Origin of the sequence: Actinokineospora spheciospongiae, assembly GCF_000564855.1 — a bacterium.
In the GTDB taxonomy this organism is placed as follows: Bacteria; Actinomycetota; Actinomycetes; order Mycobacteriales; family Pseudonocardiaceae; genus Actinokineospora; species Actinokineospora spheciospongiae.
Genome location: NZ_AYXG01000087.1, coordinates 84,646 through 100,257 on the forward strand (window position 1 = coordinate 84,646; position 15,612 = coordinate 100,257).

The following is a 15,612-nucleotide window of genomic DNA, read 5'->3' on the forward strand; positions in this document are numbered from 1 at the left end:
CATGACGAACCCGTTCGAGGACAACGACGGCACGTACCTGGTGCTGGTCAACGCGGAGAACCAGCACTCGCTGTGGCCCGCGTTCGCCGACGTGCCCGCCGGGTGGACCGTCGCGCACGACAGCGACACCCGCGCCGGGTGCCTGGCCTACGTGGAGGAGCACTGGACCGACCTGCGCCCGGCGAGCCTGGTGCGCCAGACCACAGACCGGTGATCGCGGGGGACTCCCCCTGGGCAACTGTTTAGGTTAGCCTCGCCTACGTTGGGCAGCGTCGGCCAGAAGGGAACGGTTGTGAGCAGCGAGGTGTACGACCTGGTGGGAATCGGGTTCGGGCCGTCGAACCTGGCCCTGGCGATCGCTGTCGACGAGCACAACCGGTGCAACCCGGGGGAGGCGCTGCGCACGGTGTTCCTGGAGAAGCAGGCCGACTTCGGCTGGCACCGGGGGATGCTGATCGGCGACGCCACCATGCAGGTGTCGTTCCTCAAGGACCTGGTCACCATGCGCGACCCGGCCAGCGACTTCAGCTTCCTGTGCTACCTGCGCGACCGCGGGCGGCTGGTGGACTTCATCAACCACAAGACGATGTTCCCGCTGCGCACCGAGTTCCACGACTACTTCGAGTGGTGCGCCGCCCGCGTCGCCGACCAGGTCGCCTACGGCCGCGAGGTCGTCTCGGTCCGCCCGGTCGAGGTCGACGGCGAGGTCGCGTACTTCGACGTGGTGGCCCGCGACGGCGACAACGCCGTCACCTACCGGGCGCGCGACATCGTCGTCGCCACCGGGCTGCGCCCGCGGCTGCCCGTGGACGCCATCCCGTCCGAGCGGGTGTGGCACAACATCGAGCTGATGCACCGGGCCACCGCGCTCGCCGAGTCCGCGCCCAAGCGGGTCCTGGTCGTCGGCGCGGGCCAGAGCGCGGCGGAAACGGTGGCGGAACTGCACTCCACGCTGCCGGGCACGACCGTCACGGCCGTCTTCGCCCGCTACGGCTACGCCCCCGCCGACGACAGCCCCTTCGCCAACCGCATCTTCGACCCGGAGGCGGTCGACCACTTCTACACCGCCTCCGACGACGTCAAGCGGATGCTGCTCGACTACTCGCGCAACACCAACTACTCCGTCGTCGACATGGACCTCATCGAGGAGCTGTACCGGCGGGAGTACCGCGAACGGGTCAGCGGCAAGAAGCGCCTCGACATCCGCAACGCCTCCCGCGTCACCTACGCCCGCGAAACCGACGACGCCGTGTACGCCACGGTGGAATTCCTCCCCACCGGCGAGACCGAGGTCCTGGAGTGCGACGCCGTCGTCTACGCCACCGGCTTCCTCCCCGGTGACGTGTTCGACCTGCTCGGCCGCGCCTCGACGGTGTGCACCCGCACCCCGGAGGGCAAGGCCGTGCTGGGCCGCGACTACCGGCTGGAGACCGCGCCCGGCGTCACCGCGGGCATCTACGTGCAGGGCGGTTCCGAGCACGCGCACGGCATCACGGTGACGCTGCTGTCGAACACGGCGGTCCGCGCGGGCGAGATCCTGGCGTCGCTGCTGCGCCCGGCCGAGGAGCGGGTCGCCGAACCCCTCCTGGTGGAGGTCGCGCTGTGACCGCGATCCTGCGCCCGCCGCTGGCGATCACCTCGGCGGAGGTGGTGTCCGTCGCCGACCTGACCCCGAGGATGCGCCGCATCACCCTGGGCGGCCCGGGCCTCGACGGCTTCGCGGGCGACCACCCGGCGGACGCGATCAAGCTCCTGCTGCCGCCCGGCGGCGTCGGCGCCCCACCGGTCGCCTCCTGGGGTGCCGACGGGCTCACCCTGGCCGACCCGGCGGCGGAGTTCGAGCTGCGCACCTACACCGTGCGCCGGTTCGCCGCGGGCCTGCTCGACGTCGACGCCGTGCTGCACGGCCACGGCCCCGGCACGAGCTGGGCGCGCTCAGCGGCGGTCGGCGACCCGGTCACCTTCCTGGGCCCCCGCCGCGACTTCCCCGACGACTTGGCCGAGTCCGCCCCGGAGCTGCTGCTGGTGGTGGGCGACGAGACCGCCATCCCGGCCGCCGCGGGCATCGCCGAAGCGCTCCCCGAGGGCGGGCGCGCGGTGTTCCTGCTGGAGGTCGACGACGCCGCCGACGAACTGGCCCTGACCTCCCGGGGCTCGCTGTCGGTCACCTGGCTGCACCGCGGCGGCGGTCAATCGCTGGCCGACGCGGTCCGCGCCGTGGCGCTGCCGCCGGGCCGCACCCGCGCCTGGGTCGCGGCGGAGAGCGGTGTCGCCGTGGGACTGCGCCGGGTGCTGCGCCGCGAACTGGGCCTCGCCCGGGGCGACGTCACCGCCTTCGGCTACTGGCAGCGCGACCGAGTCGCCGACGACATGGACGACGTGCCCGAGGAGCCGAGTTGATCCCGCCCCACCCGGCCGCCACCCCCGACCCGGCCAACCGCCACAGCCCGTTCCCGCTCAACGACCAGCAGCAGGCGTACCTGCTCGGCCGCACCGGCGTGTTCGAATTGGGCAACGTCTCCACGCACGCGTACTACGAGTACGAGGGCCACCTCGACCCGGCGCGGTTCACCGCCGCCTGGCGCCGCGCCATCGCCCGCCACGACGTCCTGCGCACGGTCATGCTCCCCGACACCAACCAGCAACAGGTCCTCGCGGACCCGGGCGAGTTCACCCCGGTCCTGCGCGACCTGCGCGGCACCGACCCGCAGCCCACCCTCACCGAGATCCGCGACCGCCTCTCCCACGAGGTCCGCCCCGCCGACCAGTGGCCCCTCTACGCGGTGGAGATCTCCCTCCTCGACGCCCCCACCGCCCAGACTTCACCCGACTCAGCGATCCCGGACGCCCCGAGTTGTCCACAGGCAAGATCCACACCGCCCACGAACCCCGTTCCCGCAGGTAGAATGGCCTCAGGGACGGCAATCCCCTCGGGAGGGTGGGGGCTGGGGATGGAACGCGCGCGCGAGGAATTCTGCCGCGTGCACGTCAGCTTCGACGCCCTGGTGCTGGACTACCTGAGCTGGCAGCTACTCATCGCCGACCTCACCCGCTTCTACGCCGACCCCGACCTCGACGTGCCGCCGCCGGGCATCGGCTTCCGCGAGTACGTGCTGGCCGAGGCCGAACTCGCGGGCACCGACCGCTACCGCCGGGCGGCGGACTACTGGCGGGCGCGCATCCCCGAGCTGCCGCCCGCGCCCCGCCTGCCCACCGCCGTCGACCCCGCGACGGTCCGGCACCCGCGCTGGTCCAGCCGCCTGGACACCCTGCCCGCCGACGACTGGGCGGCGGTGAAGCTCACCGCGGCGAAGGCCGGGCTGACCCCGACCGTGCTGTGCCTGGCCGTGTTCACCGAGGTGTTGACCGCGTGGAGCGAGTCCGCGCGGTTCTCGGTCAACGTGCCGAGGATGAACCGGTTCCCGCTGCACCCCGACGTCAACGGGCTGCTGGGTGAGTTCGCCTCGTTCTCCCTGCTGGCGGTGGACAACCGCGAACCGGCGCCGTTCGTCGAGCGGGCGAAGGCGTTGCAGAAGTCGTTCTGGGCGGACCTGTCGCACCAGGAGTTCTCCGGGGTGCGGGTGTTGCGCGAGCTGGTGAAGGCCGGTGGTGGGACTCGCGGCGCGGTGATGCCGGTGGTGCTGACCTCGACGATCGGGTTCACGGCGGGGGAGAACCCGCTGCTCGGTGAGCGGCTGCCACGGGTGTTCGCCATCTCGCAGACCCCGCAGGTGTACCTGGACGTGCAGATCGAGGAAACACCCGCCGGGCTCGTCTACAACTTCGACTCCGTCGACGGGGTGTTCCCGGGCGGACTGGTCGGCGAGCTGTTCGCCGCCTTCGGCGCGGTGCTCGCCCGGCTGGTCGACCCCGCCGCCTGGTCCACCGTGGACTTCGGGTTGGCCGGGCCGAGCCGGGTCGACGGGCCGGTGCGCGACATCCCGGAGGAGCTGGTGCAGGACGCGTTCCTGCGCCGGGTCGCCGAGCACCCGGACAAGGTCGCCGTCCGCTGCGGCGAGACCGCGCTGACCTACGCCGAGCTGCACGAGAAGGCGCGGCGGATCGCGTCCTGGCTGCGGGTGCGCGACGTCGACGGGCCGGTGGCGATCGTGCTCGACAAGGGCTGGGAGCAGGTCGCCGCCGCGTACGGGGTGCTGCTCGCCGGGTCGCCCTACCTGCCGATCGACGCCGCCGCGCCCCAGGCCCGCACCGCGGCGATCACCGCGCAGGCGGGCGTGTCCGTGGTGCTCGACCGGGCCGCCGTGGCCGTCGCGTTCGCCGAGGACGTGGTGGACTTCCCCGCCTCCCGGCAGACCCCCGACGACCTCGCCTACGTGCTGTTCACCTCCGGCTCCACCGGCACCCCCAAGGGCGCCATGATCGGCCACCGCGGCATGGTGAACGCCTTGGGCGCCACCGTCGAGGAGTTCGGCGTCGGCCCGGACGACGTGGCCCTGGCCGTCACCGCGCTGCACCACGACATGTCCACCTTCGACCTGTTCGGCGTGCTCGGCGCGGGCGGCACCCTGGTCGTGCCGACCGCCGACCGCGACGCCGAGCACTGGGCGGGCCTGGTGCGCGAGCACGGCGTGACCGTGTGGAACTCCGTCCCGGCCATGGCGGAGATGCTGCTGGAGGTCACCACCCCGCGGCTGCGGCTGGTGTTCCTCGGCGGCGACTGGGTCCCCCCGCGCGTGGTAGCCCGGCTGGGCGAGGCCACCGTGGTCTCCGTCGGCGGCCCCACCGAGACCACGCTGTGGAACATCTGGCACCGGGTGAGCGCCGCCGACCTCGCCTGCCCGACCATCCCGTACGGGCGGCCGATCGCGAACACGGCGTACCGGGTGCTCGACGAGCGCGGGTTCGACCGGCCGGTGGGCGTCGCCGGTGAGCTGCACTGCGCAGGACCCGGGGTGGCCCACGGGTACTGGGGCGACCCGGAGCGGACCGCCCGCTCCTTCGTCGAGGTCGACGGCGAGCGGTGGTACCGCACCGGCGACCTGGGCAGGCTGCGCGCCGACGGGGTGCTGGAGTTCGTGGGCCGGGCCGACGCGCAGTTGAAGGTGCGCGGGATGCGGATCGAACCCGGCGAGGTCGAGTCCGTGCTCGCCGCCGTGCCCGGGGTGCGGTCCGCGGTCGTCGTCGGGGTGCCGAACGAGTCCGGCCCCGGCCACCGCGCCCTCGCCGGGTACGTCACCGGCGCCGTCGACCCCGAGGCGGTGCGGGCCGCGGCGCGGTCGGCGCTGCCCGAGCACATGGTGCCCGCGACCGTCGCCGTGCTGCCCGAGCTGCCGCTGACCGGCAACGGCAAGGTCGACCGCGCGGCGCTCACCGCCGCCGTCCCGGCCGCCGCCGAGCACGTCGAACCCGAGGGCGCCCTGGCCACGACGATCGCCGACACCTGGGCCGACGTCCTCGGCCTCGACCGGGTCAGCGCCACCGCCGACTTCTTCGCCCTCGGCGGCGACTCGCTGCTGGCCACCCGGGTCCTCGCCGAACTGCGCGAAGCCCTCGACACCCCGGACCTGCCGCTGATGGCGCTGTTCGGCACCGGCACCGTCGCGGGCATGGCCGAGGCGCTGCTGGCCGCCGAGGCGGAACCGGGCAGGCTCCGCCGCGTCGCCGAGCTGTACCAGGAGGTCATGTCCCTCAGCGACGACGAGGTGGCCGCGGAGCTGACCCCGTGACCCCGGCTACCGTTGGCGTTCCGCCGAGGAGGGGACTGGACATGGCCGACCGGATTCCGACGCCGTGGGTGCGCTGCTTCGCGCAGCGACCGGGGGCCGCGCGCACCCTGCTGTGCTTCCCGCACGCGGGCGGGGCGGCCAGCTCCTACCGCGGCTGGACCGCGCACCTGCCCGCGGACGTCGAGCAGTGGGTGGTGCAGTACCCGGGCCGCGAGGACCGGATCGCGCACCCCATGGTCGACGGCATGGACGCCCTGGTGGACGCGGTCATCGCGGCCGTGGAACCCGCCCTGGACCGGCCGGTGGTCGTGTTCGGGCACAGCATGGGCGCCTCCGTGGCGCACGAGGTGGTGCTGCGGCTGGCCGAGCGGCGGCCCGGCCTGGTGCGGCGGCTCGTGGTGTCCGGTCGGCCGGGGCCCGCGGACCAGAAGCCGCGCGAGGAGTTCGTGCACCTGCGCGACGACGCGGGCGTCACCGCGGAGCTGACCACCCTCGGCGGCACCGCGGCCGAGGCGTTCGCCGACCCGCAGCTCGCCGCGATGCTGCTGCCGGTGATCCGCAACGACTTCGCGCTGATCGAGCGGTACCGGCCGGGCGGCGCGGTGCTGGACCTGGAGGTCGTGGCGATCACCGGGGACGCCGACCCGTCGATGGCGGCGGAGACGGTGGACTCGTGGGCCGCGGCCACCACCGGGCCGTTCACCCGGCACGTCCACCCGGGCGGCCACTTCTACCTGTACGACCACCTGCCCGCCGTCGTCGAGGCGGCGCTGGCACCGGAGAGGGGAGCGGGCGTGTCGTCGGACGCGTTCTCGGTGGAGGGCCTGCGGGCCTCGGTGGCCGAGGTGCTGGGGGTGCCGGTCGAGGAGGTCGGCGCGGACACCGGGCTGTTCGAGCTGGGGCTGGACTCGATGCGGATGATGATGCTGTCGGTCCGCTGGCAGGCGCTGGGGGTCGAGGCGCCGTTCGCGGACCTGGCGGAGAACCCGACCGTGCGCGCCTGGTCGCGGCTGCTGTCCGCCTGACGCCTCCTGTTCCCCTTCTTGTCGGGCGGTGCCGCTAACGTTCGGCGCATGGCGACCCTGGTGACGTTCCACGCGCATCCCGACGACGAGTGCATCTCCTGCGGCGGGGTGATGCGCAAGGCCGCGGACGAGGGGCACCGGGTGGTGCTGGTCGTGGCCACCCGCGGCGAGGTCGGCGAGGTCCCCGACGGGTTCCTGGGCTCCGGTGAGGAGCTGTGGGAGCGCCGGGTCCGGGAGACGCACGCCGCGGCCGAGGTGCTGGGGGCCGCGCGGGTGGAGTTCCTGGGCTACGTGGACTCCGGGATGATGGGGGAGCCGACCAACGACGCCCCCGGCACGTTCTGGACCGCGTCGGTGGAGGAAGCGGCCGAGCGGCTGGCGGTGATCCTGCGCGAGGAGTCCGCCGACGTCCTCACGATCTACGACGACAACGGCGGCTACGGGCACCCCGACCACATCCAGGTGCACCGGGTGGGGCAGCGCGCCGCCGAGCTGGCCGGGACCGCCCGGGTGTTCCAGGCCACCATGAACGCCGACCACATGCGGGCCGGGATGGCCGCGGCCAAGGCCGCCGGGGACCTGACCTTCGACGTCCCCGACGAGGACTTCGACATGGGCAAGCCCGCGTCGGTGATCACCGCCGCGGTGGACGTCACCGCCTACCTCGACGTCAAGCGCAAGGCCATGCGCGCGCACGCCAGCCAGATCGCGGAGGACTCGTTCTTCCTGGCGATGCCGGACGAGGGCTTCGCCCACGCCTTCGGGACCGAGTGGTTCATCCGCGAGGGCCAGGGCCCGGGCATCACCGAGACCGACCTGATGGCCGGGCTGTAGCCGCTGCCGGGGGGCGCGGTCCGCCCTGCGGCCGGAACCTTGTCACCGTGTGACAATCGGCCCAGGCGGACCGCCCCGAGGAACGGGCGCCGCGCGTTCCACCAGCAGAGGAGAACCATGCCGTACCTGGCCGAGGACAGCCGCTACGACCGGATGCCCTACCGGCGCACCGGGCGCAGCGGGTTGAAGCTGCCCGCCATCAGCCTGGGGCTGTGGCACAACTTCGGCGACGACCGGCCCTACGAGACCGGCCGGGCGATCCTGCGCCGGGCCTTCGACCTCGGCGTCACCCACTTCGACCTGGCCAACAACTACGGCCCGCCCTACGGCACCGCGGAGGCCAACTTCGGCCGGGCGCTGCGCGACGACCTGCGCCCCTACCGCGACGAGCTGGTCATCTCCACCAAGGCGGGCTACGACATGTGGCCCGGCCCGTACGGGGACCACGGGTCGCGCAAGTACCTGCTGTCCTCTTTGGACCAGTCATTGACCCGCATGGGCCTGGACTACGTCGACATCTTCTACTCGCACCGGTTCGACCCGGAGACCCCGCTGGAGGAGACCGTCGGGGCGCTGGTGTCGGCCGTGCAGCAGGGCAAGGCGCTCTACGTCGGCATCTCCTCGTACTCGCCGAGCACCACCCGGCAGGCCGCGGAGATCCTGCGCGGCGCCGGGGTGCCGCTGCTGATCCACCAGCCGTCGTACTCGCTGCTCAACCGGTGGATCGAGGCCGAACTGCTCGACACCCTGGGCGAGCTGGGCGCCGGCTGCATCGCGTTCTCGCCGCTGGGCCAGGGGATGCTGACCGACAAGTACCTCGACGGCGTGCCGGAGGGGTCGCGGGCGAGCCGGGACTCGTCGCTGAGCACGGACCTGCTGTCGGCGGAGAACCTGGCGCGGGTGCGCGGGCTCAACGGGATCGCGCGGGAGCGCGGGCAGAGCCTGGCGCAGCTCGCCATCTCGTGGGTGCTGCGCGACCGGCGGGTCACCTCCGCGCTCATCGGCGCGAGTTCGGTGGCGCAGTTGGAGGACAGCCTGGCCGCGCTGGACGCGCCGCCGTTCACCGACGCCGAACTGGCCGCCGTCGACGAGTTCGCCGTGGATTCCGGGATCGACCTGTGGGCGTCGTCCCGCAACGCCGGGTAGGGCATGACGGCGTTCACCCGGTGAGTCGGGGTTAACACGGCTCCGGTGAGGAGGACAACCGTACTGTTGTCCTCCTCACCGGGGTTTTCGCTTTCCCGCAGGTGGGTGGCGGGTTCCGCGGACCGCGCCCCCTGACCGCCCGAAAATTTCCTGTTACGTTTCCCCGGTATGTCGGGCATGTCGAAAGACCGCGTGATCGAGCAGCCGTCCACAAAGGACGGCTGTGAGCTGTGGCGGATCGCCCGCGACTCGCGGGTGCTGGACCTGAACTCGTCCTACGCCTACCTGCTGTGGTGCCGGGACTTCGCGGGCACCTCGCTGGTGGCCAGGGTGGACGGCCGGGTGGTCGGGTTCGTCATCGGCTTCACCCGCCCCACCGAACCGGGAACCGTTGTGGTGTGGCAGATCGCGGTCGACGCCGACCAGCGCGGGCAGGGGCTGGCCGCCGCGCTGCTCGACGAGTTGGCCGCCGCACTCGCCCCGCGCGGGGTGCGCACCGTCGAGACCACCATCAGCCCGGACAACGCCGCCTCGATCGCCCTGTTCACCGCCTTCGCCCGCCGCCACCGCACCGACATCGACCGCGCCGAGCTGTTCGGCGCCGACCACTTCCCGGACGAGCACGAGGCCGAGGACCTGTACCGCATCGGTCCACTGGACACCCGCGTGCCCGCGTCCGCCTGAAAGTCCTCCTGGGAACGGAGATCTGCCATGAGCGTGTTCACCAACCTCGAATCCGAGGTCCGCAGCTACTCCCGCGGTTGGCCGGTCGTGTTCGACCGCGGTGTCGGCAGCGTGCTGCACGCCGAGGACGGCACCCCGTACCTCGACTTCTTCGCCGGGGCCGGGGCGCTGAACTACGGCCACAACAACCCGGTGCTCAAACGGGCCGTCCTCGACTACATCGAGCGCGACGGCGTCACGCACTCGCTGGACATGAACACCGTGGCCAAGCGCGACTTCCTGGAGACCTTCGAGAACGTGGTGCTCAAGCCGCGCGAGCTGGACCACAAGGTCATGTTCCCCGGCCCCGCGGGCGCCAACGCGGTGGAGGCCGCGCTGAAGCTGGCCCGCAAGGTCACCGGCCGCCAGTCGATCATCAACTTCACCAACGCCTTCCACGGCATGACCCTCGGCGCGCTCAGTGTCACCGGGAACTCCCTCAAGCGCGGCGGCGCGGGCATCCCCCTGGTGCACGCCACTCCGATGCCGTTCGACAACTACCTCGACGGGCAGGTCCCCGACTTCCTGTGGTTCGAGCGGCTGCTCGCCGACAGCGGCAGCGGGCTCAACGACCCCGCCGCGGTCATCGTCGAGACCGTGCAGGGCGAGGGCGGCATCAACGTCGCCCGCGCCGAGTGGCTGCGCGCGCTGCAAGACCTGTGCAGGCGCCACGACATGCTGCTCATCGTCGACGACGTGCAGATGGGCTGCGGGCGCACCGGCCCGTTCTTCAGCTTCGAGGCCGCGGGCATCACCCCGGACATCATCTGCCTGTCGAAGTCCATCGGCGGCTACGGGTTCCCGCTCGCGCTGACCCTGCTGCGCCCCGACCTCGACGTGTGGGAGCCCGGCGAGCACAACGGGACCTTCCGCGGCATCAACCCCGCGTTCGTCGCCTCCACCGCGGCCCTGCGCGAGTACTGGACCGACGACACCCTGGAGAAGGGCACCCTGGCCAAGGGCGAGCAGGTCGGCCGGGTGCTGACCGGGCTGGCCGAGGCGCACCCCACCGCCGACCTGCTGCCCAGGGGGCGCGGGCTGGCGCGCGGGCTGCGGTTCGCCGACGGCGGCACCGCTTCGGCGGTGTGCGCGGCGGCCTTCGAGCGCGGCCTGCTGATGGAGACCGCGGGCCCGGACGGCGAGGTCGCCAAGGTCATGCCGCCACTGACCACCACCGACGAGGAGCTCGAGCGCGGCCTGGGCGTCCTGGTCGACTCGGTCGCCGCCGTGCTCTGACCGCCCCGCCCACCGACAGTCACCCCGGCAGGAGGAGGAAAGCATGATCGTCCGCACCCTGGACGAGATCACCGGCACCGACCGCGACGTGGTCACCCCGAACTGGCGCAGCAAGCGCATCGTGCTGGCCGGGGACGGGGTCGGTTTCTCGGTGCACGAGACCGTGCTGGAAGCGGGCTCGGTGAACGACTTCTGGTACGCCAACCACATCGAGGCCGTGTTCGTCACCGCGGGCGAGGGCGAATTGCTCGACAAGGAGACCGGTGAGACCCACCGGCTCGCGCCGGGTTCGCTGTACCTGCTCGACGGCCACGAGCACCACCAGTTGCGGCCCACGACCGAGATGCGCACCGTCTGCGTGTTCAACCCGCCGGTGACCGGCCGCGAGATCCACGACGAGGACGGCGTCTACCCGCTGCTCGTCGAGCCGACCACCGACCGCTGAACGAGAGCACCGAGGAGTACCCGTGACCGCTCTGGGCACCAGGACCGAGGACCGCTACCGCACCCGCACCGCCCGCGCGCTCGACCCGGTCGACCGCGTGGAACCCACTGTCTGGCCGGGCGTCGAAGGCCCGATCGCCGACCCCACCATGGCCGCGCACGACCGGGACGGGTACTCGACCCACCCTGACCTGCTCAGTCCTGCCGAGGTGCATACCTACCGGCAGGAGCTGGGCAGGCTGGTGGCCGACCCGGAGTTGCGCGCGGACGAGCGCACCGTCGTCGAGCGCTCGACCGACCAGGTGCGGTCGATCTTCGAGGTGCACCGGATCAGCCCGCTCATCGCCGAGCTGGTGCGCGACCCCCGGGTCCTGGACCGGGCCAGGCAGGTCCTCGGCTCCGAGGTGTACGTGCACCAGAGCCGGGTGAACTTCATGCCCGGGTTCACCGGCCGCGGCTTCTACTGGCACTCCGACTTCGAGACCTGGCACGCCGAGGACGGGATGCCCACCCCGCGCGCGGTCAGCATGTCGATCGCGCTCACCGACAACCACCCGTTCAACGGTGGCCTGATGGTCATGCCCGGCTCGCAGCGCACCTTCGTGCCGTGCGCGGGGGAGACCCCCGACGAGCACTACCGGGCGTCGCTGACCGAGCAGGAGATCGGTGTCCCGAGTCACACCGCGATCACCGCGCTGGCCGACGCGCACGGCATCGACCAGTTCACCGGCCCGGCCGGGTCCGCGCTGCTGTTCGACTCGAACCTCATGCACGGGTCCGGCAACAACATCACCCCCTTCCCGCGTTCGAACATCTTCGTGGTGTTCAACAGCGTGGAGAACGCGGTGGTGGAACCGTTCGCTGCCCCGTCACCCCGGCCGGAATTCATCGCGGCGCGACAAAACAGCGGGGAACCACTGCGCTGACCAGGTGACCCGTCTGTTTCCCGACGAGTGCGCACTGTTATCTTGATAACGCGGACACCACGCGTGCCCGCGTGCTCCACCGGCGCTGGACCGGAACGCCTCGCGGTGTTCCCGCTCGGGGTGGGACCTGCTCGTGTCCCGGTCGACCGCGTGGAGTCCGGCCCCGCGGCCGCCGATATCGGGATCGGCGGCCACGGGGCCGTACCCGTTCCGGGTTAGGCCGTCCGGTTGACTCGCGCCGCTTCCGCTGACCGAACACGAGGCAGGCTCTAGGTTTGGCGCAGGTGCGAGTCGAACGCGGGGGTGGCGGATGGCGCACGAGTGGTTCACGCGCGAAGAGGCGCAGGGACCGAGGTTCTGCGTCCTGGGACCGGTCGGCGCGGTCGTGGGGGACCGCGCCGCGGTGCCGGGCGGGCCCGGCATCGGCGGTCTGCTGGCGATGCTGCTGCTCGAACCCAACCAGGTGGTGCCGGTTGAACGCATCGTCGACGTCCTCTGGGACCACGAACCGCCCGCCACCGCGCGCACCATCGTGCAGGGCTACATCTCCCGGCTGCGCAAGTGGCTGTCCACGGTGGACCCGGGGGGCACCACCAGGATTCAGACCAGCGGCGCGGGCTACCGGCTCGCGGTCGAGGAGGCGCGGATCGACGTCGCGCTGGCCAGGCGGCTGCTGGCCGAATCCCGGGGCAAGCCCGCCGACGTCCGGGCCGAACTGCTCTCCCGGGCGCAGTCGCTGTGGCGCGGACCGGAGCTGTCCGACATCGCGGGCCGGGTGCGCGCGCCGGAACTGGCCGAGCTGCGGTTGACGGTGATCGAGGCCCGGCTCGACGCCGACCTGGAGCTGGGCAGGCACGACGAGGTCATCGGCGAGCTGGTCGCCCTGGTCGACACGCACCCGTTCCGCGAGCACCTGGTCGGGCAACTGGTCCTGGCCCTCTACCGCAGCGGCAGGCGCGCGGCGGCGCTGGAGTTCTACCAGCGCTTCGCCCACCGGGCCGCGGGTGAGCTGGGCCTCGACCCCGGACCCGGCCTGCGCGAGCTGCACAGCCGGGTCCTGCGCGACGACACCACGCTGCTGGAGCCGCGGCCCACCCGGGTGATCACCCCCAGGCTCGGCGTCCTCGTCCCGGCCGAGCTGCCCCCCACCCCGTCCGGCTTCACCGGCCGCGACGCCGACCTGGCCTGGCTCGACCGGCTGCGCGCCGGGGGCGACCCCGCCGCGACCGCCGTCGGCGTGCTGGCCGGACCGGCCGGGATCGGCAAGTCCGCGCTCGCCGTGGTCTGGGGCGCGGGCGCCGCCGCGGCCTTCCCCGACGGCACCCTGTTCGCCGCCCTGTCCGGCTTCGACCCGGCGCACCCGCCCGCCGACCCGGCGGCCGTGCTGGGCCGCTTCCTGATCTCCCTCGGCGTCACCCAGGACGACGTGCCCACCGAGCAGGCCGACCGGGTCGCGCTCTACCGCACCCTGCTCGCCGAGCGCCGGGTGCTGGTCGTGCTGGACGACGCCCGCGACTCCGACCAGGTCCTGCCGCTGCTGCCCGGGGGCAGCTCCTCGGTCGCCCTGGTCACCAGCAGGCGCAGGCTCGACGGCCTGGTCGCCCTGGGCGCCCGGCTGCGGGTCGTGCAACCCCTCGCCCCGGACGCCGCCGCCGCGGTCATCGCGCACGCGGCGGGCACCACCGCCGCCGCCCCGGACCTGGACCGGCTGGCGCGGCTGTGCGGGTGCCTGCCGCTGGCCCTGCGGATCATCGGCGCCCGGCTCGCCTCCAGTCCGCAGTGGTCGGTGGGGGAGCTGGTCGAGCGCCTCACCGACGAGCGCACCCGGCTGGGGGCGCTGCGGGTGGAGGACACCGAGACCGGGGTCCGCGCCGCCCTGGACGTCACCGTCGGCGCCCTCACCCCGGACCGCGTCGAGGCGCTGCGCCTGGTCGGCACCGTCCCCGGCGCCACCACCGGCCCGCACCTGCTCGCCGCCCTCGCCGGGGTCGACGTCGAGACCGCCCGCGACCGCCTGCGCGCCCTGGCCGCCCTGTTCCTGGTCACCGAGACCGCCCGCGACGTGTTCGACGCGCACGCCCTGGTCCGCGCCTACGCCCGCGACCTGGCCGCCGACCGCGCGACCCGCCTCCCCGAGGTCCTGCGCTACTACCTGGCGGTCGCCGACCACAGCCGCCGCCACCTGCGCGCCGCCGCCGACGACCTCGACGAGTCCGCCGACCTGCCGCTGCCGCCGATCCCGGACCGCGACGCCGCCCTGGACTGGTTCGAGACCGAGTGGCCCAACCTCCTCGCCGCCGCCGCCGAGGGCGCCGCCGCGGGCCTGCACGACCAGGTGTGGCGCCTGGCCAGGCTGGCCGGGGAGTTCCGCCGCACCCGCCCCCGCCGCGACGACTGGGCCTGGGTCCTCGACCTGGGCCTGGAGTCCGCCCGCGCCGCCGGGGACCGCCGGGGCGAGGTGCTGATCCGGCTGAGCCGCTGCGTGCTGCTCACCCGCTTCGGCGGCGAGTCGGAGATCCTGGCCGACGGCGAGCGGGCGGTCGCCGTCGCCACCGAGCTGCGCGACCCCAGGCTGATGGTGATGGGCCACAACGCGCTCGCCAGCGCCCTCTACGGCCAGAAGCGCCACCACGACGCCCTCGCCCACTACCACCGCGCCCTCGACCTGGCGGTCCGGGCGGACTACCGCCTCGGCGAGGCCAACATCCACAACAACATCGCCCAGGTCCACCGCGACCTGGGCGACCCGGCGGAGGCGGTCGCCCCGCAGACCCGGGCGGTGGACATGTTCCGCGAGGTCGGCGACCTCGGCTTCGTCGGCCTCGCCCTGGCCAACCTCGCCGAGCTGGAGCACGAACTCGGCCACCTCGCCCCGGCCAGGGCCCACGCCACCGAGGCCATCACCCTCGCCGCCGCCAACGGCCTGGAACTCACCGAGGCGTTCGGCCGCGAAGTCCTCGCCCGCGTCCTGTGCGAGGAGGGCGACCTGCTCGGGACCAGAGTGGAGCTGGAGAAGGCGGCCGACCTCTACCGGGTCGCCCAGTCCCCGCTCGTCGCCACCGTCCAAGAAAGACTCGACACGCTCCCCGCCGTTTAGCGAACGGTTAGCCGTGACGCGGTGATCACTGGCAGTGTTGTCGTCGGGCGCCGACCTCGCTGTCGACGGCGCCCCTGGGCGGCGAGCATTGGGGGAACGCCGCCGCAGGCCGGCCGGCGACTCCGGGGGGATGTCCGCCGGCCGGTCCGCATGTCCGGCGGAAGCGCTTAAGGAAGCCGGGGGCGCCCAAAGGGACAGTCAGCTCGGGACAGTGGGGGCCGCGCGAAGTCCGCATGGGGGGCACAAGCCGGAATCCTGTTTGTGTCGGCGTTCTTCGGGGTTGTGCGCCGGTGCGACCGCGGTGTGGTGGGTTCCTCGTCACGGTTCGACAAAGCGGGCTCGGGTGGGCGGGTCGAGCGGTCAGGTCTTTTGGGGTGGGGTCTTGCCCGGGTTTTTTGCGGGGGTGCCCGGCTGGGTGGATGTGTTTGGTCGTGCCTGTTTCCTGCAAAGCCCGGGTTTTGGTGGGTGGTGCCCGGCTGGGTGGATGTGTTTGG

The 15,612-nt window shown here is 72.9% G+C and carries 12 protein-coding genes; all 12 read left to right on the forward strand.

Features of this window, described 5'->3' with window-relative positions:
* Position 1: 1 nt before the first annotated feature.
* Positions 2-214: an MbtH family protein gene (locus tag UO65_RS12445; protein ID WP_035281931.1), complete on the forward strand. Its 213-nt coding sequence runs from the start codon at positions 2-4 to the stop codon at positions 212-214.
* 78 nt (positions 215-292) lie between these two features.
* The gene (locus UO65_RS12450; RefSeq protein ID WP_035281933.1) at positions 293-1,606 is read left to right on the forward strand and encodes a lysine N(6)-hydroxylase/L-ornithine N(5)-oxygenase family protein; all 1,314 of its coding nucleotides are present in this window, start codon (positions 293-295) and stop codon (positions 1,604-1,606) included.
* The gene (locus tag UO65_RS12455) at positions 1,603-2,400 is read left to right on the forward strand and encodes a siderophore-interacting protein (protein WP_052021095.1); all 798 of its coding nucleotides are present in this window, start codon (positions 1,603-1,605) and stop codon (positions 2,398-2,400) included. The genes UO65_RS12450 and UO65_RS12455 overlap by 4 nt, the downstream gene beginning before the upstream one ends.
* Positions 2,397-5,687, forward strand: a complete 3,291-nt coding sequence (locus tag UO65_RS12460; RefSeq protein WP_052021096.1) for a non-ribosomal peptide synthetase — start codon at positions 2,397-2,399, stop codon at positions 5,685-5,687. Before UO65_RS12455 ends, UO65_RS12460 begins: the two co-directional genes overlap by 4 nt.
* Positions 5,688-5,728: 41 nt before the next feature.
* The gene (locus UO65_RS12465; protein ID WP_052021097.1) at positions 5,729-6,712 is read left to right on the forward strand and encodes an alpha/beta fold hydrolase; all 984 of its coding nucleotides are present in this window, start codon (positions 5,729-5,731) and stop codon (positions 6,710-6,712) included.
* A gap of 48 nt (positions 6,713-6,760) precedes the next feature.
* A complete protein-coding gene (locus UO65_RS12470; RefSeq protein ID WP_035281935.1) occupies positions 6,761-7,546 on the forward strand; it encodes a PIG-L family deacetylase in 786 nt (261 codons plus the stop codon).
* A gap of 117 nt (positions 7,547-7,663) precedes the next feature.
* A complete protein-coding gene (gene mgrA, locus UO65_RS12475) occupies positions 7,664-8,692 on the forward strand; it encodes an L-glyceraldehyde 3-phosphate reductase (protein ID WP_035281937.1) in 1,029 nt (342 codons plus the stop codon).
* A gap of 168 nt (positions 8,693-8,860) precedes the next feature.
* Positions 8,861-9,376: a diaminobutyrate acetyltransferase gene (ectA, locus tag UO65_RS12480; RefSeq protein WP_035281939.1), complete on the forward strand. Its 516-nt coding sequence runs from the start codon at positions 8,861-8,863 to the stop codon at positions 9,374-9,376.
* A 27-nt stretch (positions 9,377-9,403) separates the two neighbouring features.
* Positions 9,404-10,651 carry a diaminobutyrate--2-oxoglutarate transaminase gene (gene ectB, locus UO65_RS12485; RefSeq protein WP_035281941.1) on the forward strand — a complete coding sequence of 416 codons (1,248 nt, stop codon included), beginning with the start codon at positions 9,404-9,406 and terminating at the stop codon, positions 10,649-10,651.
* 43 nt (positions 10,652-10,694) lie between these two features.
* A complete protein-coding gene (locus tag UO65_RS12490; RefSeq protein ID WP_035281943.1) occupies positions 10,695-11,096 on the forward strand; it encodes an ectoine synthase in 402 nt (133 codons plus the stop codon).
* Between the two features lie 22 nt (positions 11,097-11,118).
* A complete protein-coding gene (gene thpD, locus UO65_RS12495) occupies positions 11,119-12,021 on the forward strand; it encodes an ectoine hydroxylase (protein WP_035281945.1) in 903 nt (300 codons plus the stop codon).
* Between the two features lie 310 nt (positions 12,022-12,331).
* A complete protein-coding gene (locus tag UO65_RS12500; protein ID WP_052021099.1) occupies positions 12,332-15,118 on the forward strand; it encodes an AfsR/SARP family transcriptional regulator in 2,787 nt (928 codons plus the stop codon).
* Positions 15,119-15,612: the final 494 nt, after the last annotated feature.